The sequence below is a fragment of the Cytobacillus citreus genome (assembly GCF_018343665.1).
GTDB classification, from domain to species: Bacteria; Bacillota; Bacilli; order Bacillales; family Cytobacillaceae; genus Cytobacillus; species Cytobacillus citreus.
This window is the reverse complement of sequence record NZ_JAGYPM010000001.1, coordinates 1,165,945-1,185,765: the sequence shown is the minus strand read 5'-3', so window position 1 is coordinate 1,185,765 and position 19,821 is coordinate 1,165,945. Positions and strand designations below refer to the sequence as shown.

Genomic DNA, 19,821 nt, shown 5'->3' with positions numbered 1-19,821 from the left:
ATAATATAACCATTTCATTATGTAGTCAACATTTACACGAAACTTTTTTTCGAGTAAAATAATTAAAAAACGATAGAGGTTTAATGTGTATGGAAAATCTTCAGAAAATGATAGAATCACTTAATTTAGAAAATCAAATCACAATTGAAGACATCCCGCAAATTGATTTATATATGGATCAGGTTATCCAGCTGTTTGAAAATAAATTTAGCGGATCGAAACGAAACGATCAGGATAAGGTACTCACCAAAACAATGATTAATAATTATGCGAAAGGGAAGCTATTTCTCCCTATTAAAAATAAAAAATATTCAAAAGAGCATCTCATTCTCATAAGCCTTATTTATCAATTTAAAGGTGCTCTTTCTATTAATGACATTAAAGAAACTCTATCTGGTATAAATGAGAGAGTAATGAATAGCGATATTGATATAGATCAATTTTATGAAACTTTTCTTCATTTAGCGAATAAAAACAATGATGCTTTTAAAGAAGACATAGAATTAAAATCAAAAGAAGTAAAAGAAGAAGTGATGGAGCTAGAAGATAGCCATTCAGCAGAACTAGAAAATATCCTCATGATCGCTTCACTTGCTCATATGAGTAATTTATATCGTCGAGTAGCGGAAAAGCTTGTTGATGAAATTAGTGATAATGGGGTAGATAATAAATAGAAAAAACTTTATTTTGTCATCAATAAAGGCCTCCGATTTGTGGAGGCTTTTATTGATTTTCGTGAACGATATCAATGACTTTTAAAAATTTCGGAAACAAGTTCAAACGAACGAAGGCGATCGTCGTGATTAAAAATTTGAGCATTGATCATGAATTCATCTGCCATTGTTTCGATGAGGAAATGTTGCAGCTTATCTTTTACCATTTCTTGATCGCCAATAATGGAGGATCCAAGCTGTTTTTGAAGAAGTGCCTTCTCATACTCACTCCAAAGATCGTCCATGTTATCAACTGGTGGCTTTAATTGACCAGGTGTATTGCGAATCAGACCAAGAAACTGCTGCTGCATCGATGTTGCAAGCCATTTGGCTTTTTCATCTGTGTCGGCTGCAATCACATTAACTCCTACCATGGCATAAGGCTTCTCCAGAATACTTGATGGCCGGAAGCTGCGACGATATAAGCTGAGTGCAGGTAATGTGTTTTCTGGTGAAAAATGACTTGCAAAAGCAAATGGAAGCCCAAGCTGGCCAGCGAGCTGCGCACTGTATCCGCTTGAACCAAGCAGCCAAATCGGAATTTTCAAGCCCTCACCAGGCACTGCTCGAACATGAAGAGGTTCTGAAGCCCTTGATGGATCGAAATACGTCCGCAATTCCTCTAACTGTTCTGGAAAGTCAGAGCCATCACTTCTGCGATCACGCCTTAATGCCCTTGCAGTTAATTGATCCGTTCCAGGTGCACGTCCAAGCCCAAGATCAATCCTTCCTGGGTACAATGATTCAAGCGTCCCGAATTGCTCTGCAATGATTAAAGGAGCATGATTAGGCAGCATAACTCCTCCTGAACCTACACGAATCGTAGATGTTCCATTTGCTACATAGCCAATAACGATAGACGTTGCCGAGCTTGCAATCCCTTGCATATTATGATGCTCCGCTAGCCAGTAACGGTGATAACCCCAATTTTCAGCATGCTGAGCTAAATTTAATGTATTTTGAAGCGATTCAGCTGCTGAACCGCCAACAATAATAGGAGATAGGTCGAGAACAGAATATCGTATATCCTTTAATGATTTATATTGTGAAAGGTATGACATAAACTCAGCCTCTTTCTTTAAAAGATCACTTAAAAGTTTTATTTGATTGCCATTTTATCAATTTTTTATTATACGGCAAAACAAAACGAACTGAACTTAAATTTGAAAGAGTATTTAAAATTATTAATGACAGGTTTATGATAGCTAAACTATAATGGGAATATCTGAAAAAAGGAGTGTATTTTTATGTTAAAAGAGGTACTTGTTTCCTAGTTTGAAACGAAGGCCCTTATGATTTAATTGATCTTCGTTTCAGACTTTATTTATGCACTAATAAAGAGATTGAAACGGAGGAACTACTTTGGCAGCAAGAAAAGTTTATTATCGGTTAACAGGAATACGTGCATTTTTATTTCAAGTCATTTTTACTGTGAATGCCATTTATTTTGTAACAGTGGCGGATTTGAACCCACTGCAGCTTGTCCTTATTGGGACAATAATGGAGATATCCGTATTGGTATTTGAAATACCTACTGGTGTAATTGCCGATCATTTTAGCAGGAAATGGTCGATTGTAATAGGAACGGTTATTCTAGGATGTGCTCATTTACTGGAAGGCAGTATTCCGCTATTCGTATCGATTGGTGCAGCATATGCGATTTGGGGTTTAGGGTATACTTTTTTTAGTGGAGCAGAAGAAGCTTGGATTGCCGATGAGGTTCAAGGAAAGGACTTGGATAAGCTATTTCTGACTGGCTCTCAAATGGCCTCAATTGGAAAAATTATCGGTATTGTAGCCAGTGTTGCAATCTCTATGCTGTTTTCCGTGCAAATCACTATTATTGTAGCGGCATGTTCGTTTTTTATTCTTGCTTTGTGGTTAGCAATTAAAATGCCAGAGAAGCATTTCGTGAAAATGGAACGTACGCACCATTCTCAAATTCGGCAAATGGCTTCAGTTATTATTGGTGGATTCCAAAAGATAAAGAATAATGTAGTATTGTTAAGCATGGCGGGGGTATCCATTATGTGGGGACTAGCAAGCGAAGGCTTTGACCGCTTATGGGAAATTCATTTTCTTGAAGATATACAGCTGTCTGAAAGCTCTGCCATTATTTGGTTTGGCGTAATCAACGCGATTGCATTATTGCTAAATATCGGATTGGTGAAATGGATTGAAGTAAAGGCTTCAGCAACAGGTGAACTACGATTTGTCTGGATACTTCTCATCATCAATAGTGCATTGATAGTTAGTATTTTTCTCTTTGCTATAAGCGGAAATCTATGGCTTGCCCTTGCTTCTTATTGGATTAGCTCAAGCTTGAGAGGATTAAATGCTCCGCTGTATAGTATATGGTTAAATCAAAGACTTGAATCTAAGGGACGTGCCACAATGCTGTCAATGTTTGGCCAGCTTGATGCCTTTGGTCAAATTGCTGGAGGACCTATAGTCGGCTGGATTGCTTTAACGATCTCTGTCCCTGCTGGCTTAATTACGACAAGCCTTCTCGGTGTCCCGGTATTATTTTTACTTTGGCTAGCGAAAAGAAGGATGGCTGGAGAGACATCCTCTGTCCCTATGAAACAAATATCAGAATGAAAAAAATGGACTATCTCATATGGATAGTCCATTTTTTTTTAGAAGAATACAAGATAAATCACTAATGCTAAAACAATTCGATAAATCGCAAATGGAACAAGCTTGATTTTATTAATCAATTTTAAGAAGAAACGGATCGAAATAAGGGCAAATACAAATGCACTTATAAAACCGGCAATGAAAAACGGCAGGGCATCTAGTGTGATATATTGCCAATTTTTCAAAAGTGAAAGGAAGCTCGCTCCAGCCATAATCGGAACAGCCATTATAAATGAGAAATCAGCTGCTGCTCGATGGCTTAATCCTAATAATACACCACCAGAGATGGTTGATCCTGAACGGGAGAAGCCTGGCCATAAAGAGAAGCATTGAATAAGACCAATCGAGAGCGCTTGCTTATATGTGATTTTATCAACCGTGTTAACCTTTGGGCTCTTTCCGCCAAAAATGTCTGCCATGATCATGAAAATGGCGCCGATGACTAACCCGATTAATACCGTTTTAGTGGAAAATAAGTATTCATCAATATAATCCTCAAATAAAAGGCCAAGAACACCTGCAGGAATTAAACCAATAATTACATGAGTAAGCTTTAAATGGCCTTCCCCAGAGACATTCTCCTTTTTTCTCCGACCCAGACCTAACATCTCAAAGAATCGATCCCTAAAGATGATAACCACTGCTAGGATAGATCCTAACTGAATAACCACTTTAAACGTATTCGCTGTCGGTGCTCCCAAAAACTCCTTTGAATTAAGCCACATATCATCCACTATAATCATATGTCCTGTTGAAGAGACAGGCGCAAATTCTGTTAAGCCTTCAACAAGCCCAAGAATAATTGCTTTAAGAATATTAATGAAATCAACTTCCATATGCTGAATAGCTCCTTTTACTTAATTTGAAATATTTCCATTCATAAGAATAAACGGAAAAAGGGGAGATTTACCCTACACTCTCATATTAAATATCCTAAAAATAATGCTGTTAAAGTATAACATAGATAATAGAAAAATGATTAAGAAATTATCAAATGAGGGTGACTAAAATAAAAAATAAGGCTAAAGGCAGATGAAACATAAAAAGCTCCTTCATTCATTATTCTGTTTCTATAAATGGTATATTCTCTTTGATTTATAAAGAAAAATATACAATATAACAGAATGATGCTCGAAGGAGATTTAGATTATACTAAAACTCATCGAAATAATTAAAGTCAAGGGTTATAGACAAAGCTATGTGTGCAGTGCACCTTAAAAAAGTGAACCTATTCAAAAGAAAATGCACTTATTGAGAAAAACGAGAAGTGCTAAAATTCAGATAATACTCTTAAGAATGGGGTTTTGCTATGAATATAGTTGATATTGTAATCATTGTTGGCTACTTCGTTTTTATTGCTATAGTTGGATTAATTGGGGCAAAGAAGGCGAAGACATCCGAGGATTATACCGTTGCCGGGAGGAACTTGAATTTTTTCATGTTTACCGCCTGTCTTTCAGCTCTTACACTCGGAGGTGCTGCAACGGTCGGGACAGCTAAACTAGGATATCAGTTTGGATTGTCTGGCATGTGGTTTGTTTGTGCACAAGGTATAGGGTTGATTCTAATTAGTATTTTTCTAGCTAAGAAGATCTTTCATTTACGAGTGTTAACGATCGGAGAGATGCTAGAGAATCGTTTTAATGTAGAGGCCAGATTAATTAGTTCTCTCGTTTCAGCCACCTATACAACAATGCTTACCGTTACTCAAATTATTGCAATAGGAAGTATCTTAAATGTTTGGGTAGGCTGGGACGTTACCATTTCCATTTTAGTTGCCGGGGGGATTGTCTTATTTTACACCGTTTTAGGCGGTATGTGGTCTGTGACCATGACAGACATTGTTCAGTTTACCGTCATGACGATCGGTGTCTTCTTTATTATGCTTCCAATTAGTCTAGGCAAGGTAGGCGGCTTTGCTGGATTGCAGGAGAACCTTCCTTCGGACCACTTCAACCTCACAGTGATGGGCGGAGTGGATATTTTTAAGAGTATACTGTTGTACACATTAGGAATTGTTGTAGGGCAGGATGTGTGGCAGCGGATTTTTACTGCTAAAACCTTAAAAATTTCAAGAGTGGGGATGATCGTATCGGGCGGATATTCATTTTTATACGCTATTGCAGTTGCGCTGATTGGAATGAGTGCCCTTGTAGTTCTTCCTAATCTATCTGATCCTCAAAATGCTTTTGCCAGCATTGCGATTTCTGTACTTCCTGCTGGTGCATTAGGGTTTGTTTTAGCAGGTGTCCTTTCCGCATTAATGTCAACTTCATCCGGAACGTTGCTTGCCTCCTCAACTTTAATCGTAAACGATATCATCAAGCGGCTATTTATGCCAACGATTAGTGAAAGAAAGTTTTTGGTTGTCTCAAGAATAACGACATTCGCGATCGGTTTATTTTCAATCGTTTGTGCTTTGTGGATCCAGGATGTATTAGTGGCCCTTGATATCGCGTTTGCTGTCTTATCGGGAGCATTATTTTTCCCAATAATATTCGGTTTTTTCTGGAAAAGGGTTTCTTCACGTGCCGTGTTCTATTCCATTATTATCAGTACAGTGGTGATAGGAATTAGTTTAGCGATGAAAGGAACCACATCGATCGTTCCAATTTTCTTTGGCTTGGTTACGAGCATTATAATTATTTTTATCTTCACGTTTGTAGAAAGTATAAGGAAATCATCTGCGAATGATATTCAGCTCAAACAATAAAGATGTGCACTTTTTTCTGAATAATCGTAATAAAGTGGACAAAACAGTAAGAAATCACTCTTGATGCAAAAAACGGTGCAGTTGAAAATAAAGGTAACCTATTAAAAAAAAGGAGAAAGCACAATGAAACAGCCTCTTGAAAAAATAAAAGTTCTCGATTTTACGAGAGTACTAGCAGGTCCTTATTGTACGATGCTGCTCGCTGATATGGGAGCTGAAGTGATTAAAATTGAAAAACCTGGTACAGGTGATGATACCAGAGGATTCGGTCCTTTTCTAAATAATGAAAGCGGTTACTTCACTTTTTTAAACAGAGGGAAAAAAAGCATTGAACTTGATTTGAAAAACCCTGAAGCGATCGCGATTATAAAGGAATTAGTGAAGGAAGCAGATGTAGTTATTGAAAACTTTCGACCAGGAGTCATGAAAAAGCTTGGATTGGATTATGAAAGCTTACAATTAATCAATGAAAGAATAGTGTATGCTTCTATTTCGGGTTTTGGACAGTACGGTCCATATAGTCAAAGACCAGCTTATGACCTTGTTGCTCAAGCGATGGGGGGACTAGCGAGCATTACTGGACATGCGGAACATCCGCCAACTCGTGCCGGGTCCTCGCTTGGAGATATGAGTGCAGCACTGTACGCCGCCTATGGAGTTATGGTGGCATTATTCCACCGGGAGCAAACAGGTGAAGGTCAATATATTGATATTGCCATGGTTGATTCCATCTTCTCGCTTTTGGAAAGCAATGTTATGAGATACACGGTGGATAAAATTGTCCCTGAGAGAATAGGAAGCCGTCACCCAATCAGTTCACCGTTTGATATTTATAAAGCAAATGATGGATATATTGTGATAGCAGTGGCAAACGATTCATTATTTAACAAACTTTGCAGGATTATGGGGGATCCGGGTCTTAAGGAAGATGTAAGATTCAGTACAGACCGAGCACGAACAGAGCATGAAAATGAATTAAAGGCGATCATTGAAAACTGGCTGCAGGCGTACACAGTTGAAGAAGCAGTTGAAAAAATAAATGAAGGGGGAGTTCCGAGCTCGCCAATTTTAACGATTGATGAGATTTGTGAAGATGAACATACAAGAGTAAGAGAAATGCTTATAGAAATGGAGCATCCGGTTGCCGGCAAGATGAAAATACTAGGAAACCCTGTGAAATTATCAAAAACGCCTGTTGTAATAAAGAATCCAAGTCCATTATTGGGTGAACACACTAGAGAAATTATTGAAAAATATAAAAATCGAACAAAAATAAACATTTAATTTATGAAGGCTAGGGGGAACGATGATGAATTTTGAATTGACTGAGGAACAGCAAAGTATTCGTAAAATGGTAAGGGATTTTAGTAGAGAAGTGCTGCTGCCAAAAGCAGCGGAATTAGATGAAGAAAATCGCTTCCCGACAGAGCATATCCCCAAATTAGCAGAATTAGGGTTAATGGGAATTGCCTATCCGGAAGCAGACGGTGGGGTTGGTGCGGATTCGATTGCTGAAGCGATTGCCGTTGAAGAGATTACCTACGGTTGTGCTGCTACAGGCTCCATCCTAACCGCTCATTATTTAGGAATCGATGGACTCTATCTTGCAGCGAACGAAGAACAGAGGAAGAAATACTTAATACCAGGTTGTACAGGAGAAAAATTGTTTGCCTTTTGCTTAACAGAGCCGAACGGAGGGACGGATGTTTCCTCGATGAGAACAAATGCCAAGCTTGTGGGAAATGAGTATGTTCTTAATGGTTCTAAAATTTTTATTACAAATGGCGCTTATGCTGATACCTTGGTTGTTTATGCTAAGACCGATACAGAAAAAGGAACAAAAGGAATCAGTGCCTTTATTGTAGAAAAAGGAACACCGGGATTATCCTATGGAGCCGGTGATGACAAAATGGGGATTCGGGGTGCTCGAACACATGAAATTGTATTTGAAAATTGCCGAATTCCAAAGGAAAACCTTATCGGTAAGGAAGGGGATGGCTTCAAAATCGCCATGACGGTAGTGGATAGGGGAAGGATTGGAATCGCCTCCATGGCCATTGGCCTCTCACAGGCTGCTTTGGATGCTGCTGTCTCTTATTCGAAAGAGCGCATTGCGTTTGACAAGCCGATTTCCGAGTTTCAAGGCTTGCAATGGATGTTTGCTGAAATGGCTACAGATATCGAAGTTGGCCGTTTGTATTCGTATTATGCAGCGAGCCTTAAAGATAAAAAAGGATATAGAATTTCGAAAGAAGCCTCCATTGCGAAGTTATTTACATCTGAAGCCTCAAATCGGGTCATTCATAAAGCTGTGCAAATTCATGGCGGGTACGGATATATGAAGGAATATCCTGTGGAACGCTTCTATCGTGATCAAAGAATTTTAGAAATATTTGAAGGAACCTCTCAAGTACAAAAGATGGTTATCTCTCACCATGTTATTAAATAACAGAAAAATTTGAATAATAGAGGAAAATGGATGTCTTTCGTGAGATAATATCAATATACTTGATGAACTCGTATCTAATTTGTATAAATATTAACTTTGAGAATCAGTCAGCTCCGGGCGCCATCGGCTCGAGGAGACAAGCTAATCCGTCCAGTAGGTAAAAAAGATACCTTCTAGTAGCCGGCTCATCTTCTGCTTGTCGCCGATAGTCAGGCGCCCTGCGCTTTTCTCATTAAAGGGAGAGATATTCTATGCTCCAAGCGATCCACTCACCAACCGGAAGGAATATATCCTGTAAAAACTGGGAAACAGAAGCATTATTTCGATTATTGCTAAACAGCTTAGATCCTCGTGTAGCTGAAAATAGTGAAGAGCTAATTGTCTATGGCGGCAAGGGGAAAGCGGCTAGAAATAAAAGGTCATTGGAAGTGATTATCCGGGAGCTGCAGCAACTAGATGAAGACCACACATTATTGATTCAATCCGGAAAGCCTGTTGCGGTGTTCCGGACTTTTCCGTTTTCTCCTCGAGTCCTGTCATCGACAGCGATGGTTGTCCCGAAATGGGCAAATGATGATTATTTTAACATGCTTGAAAAGAAGGGCTTGACAATGTATGGGCAGGCCACTGCGGCTTCATGGGCTTATATAGGTGTTCAAGGTGTACTGCAGGCGACGTTTGAAACGATGAGTGAAATCGCGAACCGGCATTTCGCTGGCACGTTGAAAGGTAAACTCGTTGTGACATCCGGACTTGGCGGTATGGGCTCAGCTCAGCCTTTATCCGTCAAGATGAATGGCGGAGTATGTATTATAGTTGAAATGGATGAGGCAAAAATTAAGAAACGATTGGTTAACAATTATTGCGATATGAAAGTGCATTCTCTCGATCAAGCACTAAAATTAGCATACGAGGCAATGTCCATGGGCAGGCCGCTAGCAATTGCTCTTCAGGGAAATGCAGCGGATATTTATTGTGAAATGGTCGATAAGGGAGTGACTCCCCATATTGTAACTGATCAAACAGCGGTTCATGATTTGCTGAACGGGTATATTCCGAGCGGATTAACATTAGATCAAGCTTCTTTTTTGAGGAATAAAAAACCGGAAAAATACTTAGAAATGGCTGCGGAAACTGTCATAGCGCATGTTAAGGCCATGTGTAAGCTACAGGAACGGGGAGCGATCGTCTTTGATTACGGAAATAATATTCGCGGCCAAGCTAATAAAGCAGGATTTGAACGTGCGTTCACATTTCCTGGCTTTATATCTGAATATTTGCGTCCGCTCTACTGTGAGGGACGGGGGCCATGCCGCTGGATTGCGCTTTCAGGGGACCCGGGGGATATTTATAAATTGGATGAAGCTGTTTTATCCACATTTCGAAGTGACGAAAGAATTTGCCGCTGGATAAAATTTGTTCAAGAAAAAATTTATTTTTACGGATTGCCTGCCAGAACATGCTGGCTCGATTATAATGAACGCCGTCAGATAGGAGAATTAATTAATAACATGGTCGCATCGGGTGAACTATCAGCACCGGTAGCGATTACAAGAGATCACTCAGAAGGTAGTACAATGGCTGCGCCGACAAGGGAAACAGAAGGCCTCCTCGATGGAAGTGATGCCGTTAGTGATTGGCCGATTTTGAATGCGTTAATGAATGCCAGTAATGGCGCTGCGATGGTTAGCATTCAACATGGGGGCGGCGTAGGGATTGGGAACTCCATCCATTCAGGTATGACAGCTGTAGCGGATGGCAGCCTAGCTGCATTAAAAAAGCTAAGTAATTTGCTGACTATCGATCCAGGCTTAAATATCATCAGGCATGCAGATGCCGGCTATTTGAAGGCAAATCAAAAAGTTCATGAATTAGGTCTGAAGAAACCCTTATAACACAAAAAGCTGTTTTTCATCGAAGAAAGGTTGTGTTTACATGAAAAAAAAGGTTTTAATCTTTTCGGAAGATGAACGCCTCCTTCAGAAAATCGAGAATGTAAATACTTACCTTCATTCTCCATTCTCGTTTGAAAGAATCCATACGTTAACTCCATCTATCACTCCAGAAGTTGTCGCTGTTTTTTTTGATATGGACTTAGCTGAAGAGAAGGCTGTTACCCGTTTTATACAATCTCATCGTAACTTGTATTCGATTATGATAAAAGAGCATTTTCAGCATGATGAAATAAGGAGATTTTTTAAAAATGGAGCATTTGACTGCTTTAAGCTTCCATTAAATGAAGAAGGCTTATACAAGCTTTTTCAAGAAATTATTAAAGGTGAGAGGAACGTTCCATTCCAATCCACTCCGTTAAGTAATGACCAGCTGGAACCGATTAAGGATGAATTAAAAATGAGTTTGGCTTATGATTTGATTTATGGAAATACAAAGCATTCCAAAGTAATATGGGATCGTAGCCAATTGGCCGGATTATCGGCTATTCCGGATACCTGTATGGTTGTGTGTGTAGATGATTACCGACGATTAACGGAAAATAAAAGTGAATTATGGGGCCAATCTATCCGCAATGATATCATTGTTTCTGTTAAATCGTATTTTGACTCCAGCCAAGTAAAAGAAATGATTGTTATTATGAATGGACCAGAAAATATTGTCGTTCTTATGTCACTGCCTGTGCAAAATCATTTACAAGAATACAAGGCGCTATCATCTGGGCATGCTCTTAAATTAAAAGAATATATTCAAGAGAGCACTGGGTATTCTATGACGATTGGGATTGGAAACTATTATGAAGATGCGAGGAACCTTCATGTTTCCTATCAAGAAGCTTTACAAGCAGTGGCTAATAAATTTTTTACTGGGTCAAATGCCGTCATCCACATTGAAGATGTCGAGCCGTTTACAAATAATGTGGACTTGCTTCAAATGAATGAAATGGCCGTAATGGCCAACCAATTAACGATGGGAGATTTTGAAGGTGTAAAAAGTAGTTTGGCCGCTGTTTTGCGTTGGATATTTTCACAGCGGAATATTAGTCCTCGTTTATTTAGACTGCAAACCTTAGATTTGCTTTCTACTCTTTCAAGGGCAGCTATCAACGGTGGCGTACAGCCAAAGGAAATTTTAACGATGCAATTAAGTTATGCCAAAGAACTGCTGCTTCTCGAGAACCTCGAGCAAATTTGCTTATGGTTTGATAAGGTTGTACACCAATTCTTAGAGATGGTACTTAGCAATCATAATGAGAGCATGCTAAAGTCAGTCCAAATGGCATTAGGTTATATCAATCGTCATTTCACTGAGGAGATTACGCTAGAAAGTGTGGCAATGGAAGTACACTTAAGCCCGAACTATTTCAGCAATATTTTTAAAAAAACAACAGGATCCTCTTTCATTGAATATTTAACCCAATTGAGAATGGAAAAAGCGAAATTAATGTTGATGGATTTAAACTGTACCGTCTATCAAATCGCCGAAACTGTTGGTTACAGTACCTCAAGATACTTTAGTAGAGTTTTTAAATCTTACAGCGGTATGACCCCCAAGCGAATTTCGTAACTCCATGCTAGTTACAAATTTCCCGAACGAGAAAGCCCATACCGGGCATAGCCTGTCTTTAGACGTGGGATGAAAGTGAGGTCAGATACGGAGTGCCGCTAAAAAGTATAATTGTTAGTGTCACTTCAAATATCTGAAAATAAATATAGAAACATACGTTCTTTTATTCTGTAAATCTGATATTTTAGGAATAACAATAAACAAATTAATTTTAAGGCCAGATTGTTTAATAAGAGTGTTTCTGCACAATACCCCGAAAAAGTTTAATAAGCTATATTACTTGACCAATTGAGTTTAGGGAAAGCCTTTTAAAAAGTACACTATTTGAAATATGCTGCCTGTCTTTCGTGTTTTATAAATACAACTTAAATCAATTTGAAACATGTCATTAGTATTGTACATATTTTGACATACGTTGTTTTTCCCTTAATAAACCTTTTCGAAGGGATATTTAAATATACCCAATAATAAATTTAAAACAGAAGGGGGAGTGACTATGGAGCCGGAATATATAAGGGACTATGTGATGTACACAGCGATTTTCGGTATGTTTAGTTTTGTTTGGTTCGGGTGGGCTCAGGAGAATCCCAGAGAAAATTGGCGCAAGTATATCGGGGTTGCTTCCGGAATTGCGTTGTTAGTATGCTTGATTGGCGTGTACTTAAGCGTGACGCACTGGGATGCGGCTACTACTTTGTCAAAAAAGAACACGTTTAATAACTACCTAATTGTTTTCTACACTGAATTTTTAATAGCGGGTCTCGGCGCTTTCTCGTTGATCCGAAGTAAAAAAAAGGATTATGTTGCTCCGTGGATTGCTTTTATCGTAGGAGTTCATTTTTTCTGGTTAGTAAACATCTTTAAAGACCCCAGTCTGTATTTATTAGCGGTACTTATGATAGCAATTGCAGTAATATCACCATGGGGATCAAAAAAATTGGGCGTTGCCAGCAGTGCAATCACCGGCATAGGATCTGGCATAGTTTTATTTTGTTTTGCCATATTGGGATTAATGCGCTACCTATTGGCATAAAAATTATTGCTAAAACATTAACTAATCACTCGGAAACATTTGTCGGTTTCATGGTTTATGGATCTTCAATCATCGGGCGCAATTCTGCAGCAGGAATTGTGCTTTTTCCTTATGTTTAGGGCCAGCATTGTTGAAAAAGAAGTAAAAGGTTCTTTAACTATTATCCCTGTGTTATAGTAAAAACTGGCATGAAGTAATATATTACCAGTCATGTAGTAACTTCTAATAAAGCACTACAAACAATGAATCAATAGGGGGATGAGAAATAGTGTTTCCAATCTTTTATTCCATCGGTATGCTAATCGTATTGCCTGCCATCTTTATTATGATGCTATGGAAGGTTTCTTTTAAAAGTAAACTTGAATGGTTGTTGGACTCATTGGTAACTGTAGTACTAATCGTTTGGTTATTTCAAGCAGGAAACTGGAGTTGGATAGGATATTATTTTCGCTTTCTTTGGTTGATTCTCCTGATTGGCGCTTTTATTTTTTCTTGGAAAAAGGTACGTAATTTGCCGTTTGTCACAAAATATACTCTAAATCAAAAGTTTTCAATCGGTATTTATGTTGTCCTATTATTGGTTTTTGGTACTTATAATGCTTTTATCGTAAAAAGCTATACAGTAGACGAAAAAGGAATTGAGTTAACTTTCCCACTTAAGAATGGCACCTACTATGTTGGGCAGGGTGGAAATCAGGTACTGATGAATTATCATAATTCCCACCCAGCTCAGAAATATGCTTTAGACATCTTAAAATTAAATACGCTTGGAACCCGTGCAAAGGGGCTATATCCAAAGGAACTTAAAAAATATAAAATATATGAAGATGATCTGTATAGTCCTTGTAACGGAAAAGTAGTCAACATACAAAATGATTTACCTGATCTTCCACCTCCTAAATCCGATCCAGAAAATCCTGAAGGGAATCATGTCACCTTACTATGCGAGAATCATGATGCCACCATTTTATTGGCCCATATGCAAAAGGGAAGCATAGTCGTGTCAAAAGGAGAAAAAGTAAAAACGGGCCAAAAACTCGGAAATGTAGGAAACTCAGGAAATACAAGCGAACCACATTTACACATTCACGCTGAAAAAGACGGGAAAGGTGTACCGATAACATTTAATGATCGATTTTTAGTGAGAAATAGCTTAGTACGTTAATAAAAACTGGATATTAATGAGGGGGCTGTTCGTTTTATCCCGCATTAACGGGCAGTAAGACCCCCACCTCAAGATTGAGAGAAGCGAGGAAGATAGGTGGGGGACAACTGCCCGTAAAAGCCCGTAAAATGAACACAGACTAAAAGCGCCACATCGTGTGGCAACGTCTGCGTGACCCACCTCCTGTGGGCCGCAACTAACCATCAGTGGGGGATGGAAAAAAAACCCACTGATGGAAGTTTCACTTTATCTCTTCATGCAACAATATAAACAAAATACACTACTTCCGTTTTTACCCATTAATTGAAGTGTACTCACTCCCCATGTTTATTGACCGGCTCTCATAAAAACAAAAAAGTACTCTATAGAGTAGACGCATATGTAAAGTGATAATAAAGTTATTTAATTTTGATTTAAAAATATAAGAGCCTCGCTACAAATCATATTGTAATAAGGCTCTTTAAAGTTGTTTAATTTCTAACCATTTAAATGTGTTTGTAGACAAAAATCAATAATAAAGTTGTTTAATTCTTGTTCAACTAAAGCACCCGTTAGCCATCCATGCAGCACAAAATCAGTGCTGCACCACAGAGAATGAAAATGGTGAGGCAGTGTTAATACTGATAATGACCTTAATCCAGTCAACCCTAATCCATAGACTTATTAATTAACGCTCTTCTCTTTTTTTAACGATTGAGCAGGGGCTTCTTAAGTAATGTCATTTTTCTAATCTTAAAGAAACTTATTTTCATGGTAGTTGAAGAAGCGAAAATTTAACCTTCATTTAGCACACCATATCTTCTGTTGTCACCCATCCAATTGCTTACATCACGCCACTTAACTCTTTTAGATGCAATCCAAGTAACTTCGTCATCGTGGCTAATTGGTTTCCAATCATAAGCATCTGCCCAATAGAATGTCCCATCTTGTAATAAGAGGATGGCATCTAAGATAATTGAATCGTAATTTTCGGGACTTGGACTTAAGTGAAATTGTGTTACTCCTTCGAATAACAATTCTATTGCCGATGGATTATTGAACTGTCTTTGAAAAAGCATTCGTATGTTGGTATCAAGCCCCAATCCAACCCCCATAGACAGGTCTTTGTCAACATAACTGTCAGTCCACATCAATAACTCTTTCAAACAGCTATCGTGAAAGTTACCAAACATTATAAGCAACTTTTTAATATCTTCATTTCCTTTAATTTCAATCCATTCCATATCAGCACCTACTAAAAAAGATTACTTGCTTCAGAAATAAGTAAGTTTCATAATCAAAACTCCTTTAATATAATAAAAGTTCGCCTTATTAAAGACAAATCCTTCTTCCACTAAATTGCCCCGTTAGTGAGTATTCGAGAGATAATCGTATCTAACTGAGGGAATTCAATAAGAATTAAACAACTTTATTATTTTTTAAAGGACTTTATTGTAAATCAAACATCTTTATTATCTCTTAACAGCATAAAGTCTACCAATAGGGTACTTTTTTGTTTTTCTCATCTGGTATTGCAGCAAGTTCTATATTAAATAATAACTACTACAGAAATTTTGAAACTGTATCAAAAATTTAGAATTGCTCTTAACATCTCAGTTAAATCACGAAGCCTGATTACACTATTTTTACATATGTTTCTTCTGATTGTTTTTTTACTTTAGGTCTACCGCTTAATGTTAAATACGTACAAATTCTCATTAATTTTTCAACTGGACCCGTTTTAAACATTTTTAAATACCAATAACTAATAAATAGCTGGCATCCATAAATGAAGAGAGATAATAGCAAACCGTAGAACACACCCAGTTTTCCAAAGAGACCAAATCCATAGCCATAAAATATTGTTGTACAGATTACGGTTTGTAAAAGATAATTAGACAGTGACAGCTTTCCAACAGATTCAAATGCCTTAAATAGCAGAGAGTTATGCATCAGTGAATAAATAGATGCAAATAAACAGATGTACCCGAGTGATAAAATATTTGCGCCAAGCATGTTTAACATACCTAACCAGCCTAGATCAGGGAATAAATATACTCCGCCTTTCATCAGCAATCCAATAACTGTAATAATCATTCCATACTTAAAATAAAACTTTGACTTATTTTTCACATCATGAAATTCCTGATTTTTTGCAGCAAACATCCCGAATAAAAACAGTGGGGCTGTTATAAACGGCATAATGATGAACATAATTAAATAAACATAATCTGGAAGTCCTAATGGATCTACGTTACTGCGATGATACTTAATTTCCTCATAAGTTCCACTTCCGTATACTGCATATGTGTCCTTTACGTATTCAGCCATTCTTGTTTCATCTTCCATTGGTACAGGCTCATTCATACCAAGGCCCATGAATGAAGTTAAGATCAGAAGAATGATTCCCCAGATAACAAGTGTTTTCTTCTTTCGATTCATAAACATTAGGAGGAAAAAACCCATTAATCCATAGGAGAGCAAAATATCTCCTTCCCATAAAAACGTACTGTGAAGTGCGCCCAAAATGATTAGCAGGATATATCTGCGAGCAAGGTTTCTTTTTGGTTTTAAGCCCTTTGCATCTAAACCTTCCTTCATTTTTATTAATGAATAGCCAAATAGAAAAGCAAATATGGGCATAAAGCTTCCTTCGACAGCGATTTTTAACAAGGTATGGACTCCTTTATCAAATGCTGATATTGAATAGAAATCCATCTCATCTTTACCAAAAATCCCATATTGAAAAATAAGCATATTCGCAATCAAGATCCCCAAAAGACTAAACCCTCTAATTGCGTCAATAACCTGTATTCGTTTGTTTTGTGTTTTCATTGCATTTCTCCTCTATAAGATTTATCTATTATAAAATAATAAATAAAGATTGCAACAAGACTAACAGCACATTATCATTTCATAAATTTTTTAGTAATCCAGTAATATTCTGGTAATGTAGTTGTGGTAGGATATGATCGAGGTGCAGGTATATGGAAAATACGAAAATATTAATTGTCGATGATGAGAAATCCATCGTGAAAATGCTGGAAACAGTTTTAAAAAAAGAAGGCTTTCAAAAAATACACACAGCTTATACGGCAAACGAGGCTTTGCAATGTATTGAAGAGAATGAAGTAGATATTATTCTCCTCGATGTCATGCTGCCGGATCAAAGCGGTTTTGATCTATGTCCAAAAATAAGAGAAAAAACGGATGCATATATTCTATTTTTAACAGCGAGGGTATCTGATCTGGATGTCTTAACTGGGTTTGCGATTGGCGGTGATGATTATATCACTAAACCATTTAATCCATTGGAAATTGCTGCGCGAATTAAAGCCAGATTGAGGAGAAGAAGTCAACCATCTGGAGGGACAATCTTTAAGAAGGAAGATAAAGCAAGATATGATTTCGGTCATTTTGTCCTGGATGAGGAAGCAGGTGAATTACTTGTAAAAGGAAAACTAATCCCATGTCCAGCCCAAGTCTTTCTTCTCCTCCAATATTTTTGCAAACATCCAAATATCGTATTTTCAAAGACCCAGCTCCTTGAGGCTGTCTGGGGCTTCGATAGTTTTGTAGATGATAATACAGTTACCGTACATATTAGAAGAATAAGAGAACGAATTGAAGAAGATCCAAGCAGGCCGTGTTATTTACAAACTGTTCGTGGACTTGGTTATAAGCTCGTTAAGGAGAGAGAAAATTGAAATCTCTACGGAATAGACTTGCGATCCATTTTTCACTTCAGTTCATTCTCTTAACGATTGTCATTGTTATCACGTTTGTTGTGCTTTTTACTTTATTAATACAATTTATTATGAATGAAGAATTAAAGCGGAATTTCCCTTTGGGAGCACTTGATGCGATATATACGGCAACAAATGTGACTGAAGACAAAGTAGAATTCCATGAAAAGTTGAAAGTGCATTTAGAGAAAATGGGTTTTTGGGTACAAGTTATTAATACTGAAGGGGAAGTAATTGGATCTCATAATACTCCGAGCAAGCTGCCTAACCACTATACGGTTAATGAAATCATGCAGATCGAAAATACTAAACAATTTCAAGGGTTTTATATTTATTCTCAGCTTGATAGCACATATGAGAAACCATTTCTATTTTTTCTTGGTTACAAAAATAATCATTTAGATATGCTGCAAAACTGGTTTTTAACATTTAGTCAAAGCGGTCTAATCAAAGAAAGCCAGGTAATAGAGCTTGAGAAGAAGCTTGCTTCTATTCATGGTTCACTCCAAGTATTAAATGAAAATGGCGATGTCATACAATCTATTGGCGAAGAAATGAAAGAAAAGAAGTACGAGCCTTTAGATGTACTAATAAGAAGTCAAGCACCAGGAATAAATGAAAATGACAGTGTTGTTTATAACGATTCTGCTTCAGGAAATACATGGATACTGCAATTTCCTAGGAACGGAGAAGGTTTAAGCAGTGGATCGTTTCTTGGTGATTTTATTCGTGTTTTCATCATAATAGGAGTTGCTTTCCTCGTAGCAACCGTTGGAATTTCTATCTGGCACGGATTCCGTTACGGACAGCCATTGCTAATCTTTTCTGGATGGCTCGAAAGGATGGGCCACGGCTTGTATGACGAGGTTCTAACTGAGAAGGAGCGGAAGAAAATTTTCCGTAAAAATGGGAAGGTACGAATTAAATATCGACTTTACAAGGAAGTCTTTAATGCTTTTTATCAAATGGCAGAAAAGCTTGCCTCTGCAGAAAAGGAGAGAAATCGTTTAGAAAAAACAAGAGAAGAATGGATGACAGGGATATCACATGATTTACGAACACCACTTTCCACCATTGAAGGATACGGTCATTTACTTGAAAGCGGTCAATACACATGGACAGAAGAGGAATTGAAGGATATGGGGAAAATGATTCGAGAAAAAGGAGATTACATGACCGATTTGCTTGATGATTTTATCCTTGCCTTCCAGCTGAAAAATAACTCCTTGCCACATTCTTTTACTAAAAGCAATGTAAATGAGCTTGTAAGAGCAAATATTTTGAAATTCGTAAATGATATGACTCTCCAAGATACAAGATTTTCTTTTCAAGGCTCAGAAAAAGAGGTTAGTATCCTAGCCGATCAGCGCTGGTTTGAGCGGATGATTGATAACCTCATCTTCAACGCAATAAAACATAATCCACCAGGAACAGTGATTTCGGTATCACTAGAAAATGCAGGAGATTCTGTTTGCATTTTGATCGCAGATAACGGTATGGGGATAGATAAAGAAACAATCGAACATTTATTTGATCGATATTATCGAGGGACTAATACGGATGAAAGCTCAAAAGGAGCTGGCTTAGGTATGAGCATTGCCAAAGCAATTGCTGAGCTTCATCATGGTACGATAATCGTTCAATCGAAAAAGAATACGGGTACGACAATTAGGCTGTCGTTCCCAATTATTTGAGTGGAATTCTAGATTAGAATGGGGTATCTCATAAACTGAAATTTCGGTTTGGAGATGCCCCGATTTTTTTCTGAAATGTTGTATAATTTTAAGTATTGAACAATATAACCTTTGGAGATAGCCACTTTCAATGGTCAATTTTTCATAGGGTATATTGGATATCCTTCAAG

Annotated in this window: 15 protein-coding genes; 11 read left to right on the top strand and 4 right to left on the bottom strand. The window is 37.7% G+C overall.

All coding sequences use genetic code 11. The features are described from left to right. The first annotated feature begins 89 nt into the window (after positions 1 to 89). Complete coding sequence (locus KHA94_RS05835) at positions 90 to 674, top strand: DUF1836 domain-containing protein (RefSeq protein WP_213101134.1); 585 nt, start codon at positions 90 to 92, stop codon at positions 672 to 674. Between the two features lie 71 nt (positions 675 to 745). Here the strand turns inward: KHA94_RS05835 and KHA94_RS05830 are convergent, their stop codons facing one another. Then, positions 746 to 1,774, bottom strand: a complete 1,029-nt coding sequence (locus tag KHA94_RS05830) for an LLM class flavin-dependent oxidoreductase (RefSeq protein WP_213101133.1) — start codon at positions 1,772 to 1,774, stop codon at positions 746 to 748. A gap of 301 nt (positions 1,775 to 2,075) precedes the next feature. Between KHA94_RS05830 and KHA94_RS05825 the strand changes: the two genes are divergently transcribed. Further along, a complete protein-coding gene (locus KHA94_RS05825; protein WP_213101132.1) occupies positions 2,076 to 3,314 on the top strand; it encodes an MFS transporter in 1,239 nt (412 codons plus the stop codon). 38 nt (positions 3,315 to 3,352) lie between these two features. On the opposite strand, the gene KHA94_RS05820 is transcribed toward KHA94_RS05825, so the two are convergent. Beyond that, entirely contained in the window at positions 3,353 to 4,189 is an 837-nt protein-coding gene (locus KHA94_RS05820) for an undecaprenyl-diphosphate phosphatase (protein ID WP_213101131.1), read from the bottom strand. 473 nt (positions 4,190 to 4,662) lie between these two features. Here KHA94_RS05820 and KHA94_RS05815 point away from each other — a divergent pair, with 473 nt between their 5' ends. From KHA94_RS05815 to KHA94_RS05785, 7 genes are all read left to right on the top strand, one after another. Further along, entirely contained in the window at positions 4,663 to 6,066 is a 1,404-nt protein-coding gene (locus KHA94_RS05815) for a sodium:solute symporter family protein (RefSeq protein ID WP_213101130.1), read from the top strand. 123 nt (positions 6,067 to 6,189) lie between these two features. Next, positions 6,190 to 7,350: a CaiB/BaiF CoA transferase family protein gene (locus KHA94_RS05810; protein ID WP_213101129.1), complete on the top strand. Its 1,161-nt coding sequence runs from the start codon at positions 6,190 to 6,192 to the stop codon at positions 7,348 to 7,350. 25 nt (positions 7,351 to 7,375) lie between these two features. Continuing rightward, entirely contained in the window at positions 7,376 to 8,515 is a 1,140-nt protein-coding gene (locus tag KHA94_RS05805) for an acyl-CoA dehydrogenase family protein (protein ID WP_213101320.1), read from the top strand. A 251-nt stretch (positions 8,516 to 8,766) separates the two neighbouring features. Next, complete coding sequence (gene hutU / locus KHA94_RS05800) at positions 8,767 to 10,410, top strand: urocanate hydratase (RefSeq protein WP_213101128.1); 1,644 nt, start codon at positions 8,767 to 8,769, stop codon at positions 10,408 to 10,410. Positions 10,411 to 10,450: 40 nt separating this feature from the next. Then, entirely contained in the window at positions 10,451 to 12,034 is a 1,584-nt protein-coding gene (locus KHA94_RS05795) for a helix-turn-helix domain-containing protein (RefSeq protein WP_213101127.1), read from the top strand. A gap of 496 nt (positions 12,035 to 12,530) precedes the next feature. Further along, positions 12,531 to 13,067, top strand: a complete 537-nt coding sequence (locus KHA94_RS05790) for a hypothetical protein (RefSeq protein WP_213101126.1) — start codon at positions 12,531 to 12,533, stop codon at positions 13,065 to 13,067. 268 nt (positions 13,068 to 13,335) lie between these two features. Beyond that, on the top strand, positions 13,336 to 14,232 hold the full coding sequence (locus KHA94_RS05785) for a M23 family metallopeptidase (protein ID WP_338030695.1): 897 nt from the start codon (positions 13,336 to 13,338) through the stop codon (positions 14,230 to 14,232). Positions 14,233 to 15,005: 773 nt separating this feature from the next. On the opposite strand, the gene KHA94_RS05780 is transcribed toward KHA94_RS05785, so the two are convergent. Together KHA94_RS05780 and KHA94_RS05775 are read right to left on the bottom strand one after the other, a co-directional pair. Beyond that, entirely contained in the window at positions 15,006 to 15,455 is a 450-nt protein-coding gene (locus KHA94_RS05780; protein ID WP_213101125.1) for a hypothetical protein, read from the bottom strand. Between the two features lie 391 nt (positions 15,456 to 15,846). Further along, the gene (locus KHA94_RS05775) at positions 15,847 to 17,046 is read right to left on the bottom strand and encodes a DUF418 domain-containing protein (RefSeq protein WP_213101124.1); all 1,200 of its coding nucleotides are present in this window, start codon (positions 17,044 to 17,046) and stop codon (positions 15,847 to 15,849) included. A 152-nt stretch (positions 17,047 to 17,198) separates the two neighbouring features. Here KHA94_RS05775 and KHA94_RS05770 point away from each other — a divergent pair, with 152 nt between their 5' ends. After that, a complete protein-coding gene (locus tag KHA94_RS05770; protein ID WP_213101123.1) occupies positions 17,199 to 17,918 on the top strand; it encodes a response regulator transcription factor in 720 nt (239 codons plus the stop codon). After that, positions 17,915 to 19,651, top strand: a complete 1,737-nt coding sequence (locus KHA94_RS05765; protein WP_213101122.1) for a sensor histidine kinase — start codon at positions 17,915 to 17,917, stop codon at positions 19,649 to 19,651. The genes KHA94_RS05770 and KHA94_RS05765 overlap by 4 nt, the downstream gene beginning before the upstream one ends. Positions 19,652 to 19,821: the final 170 nt, after the last annotated feature.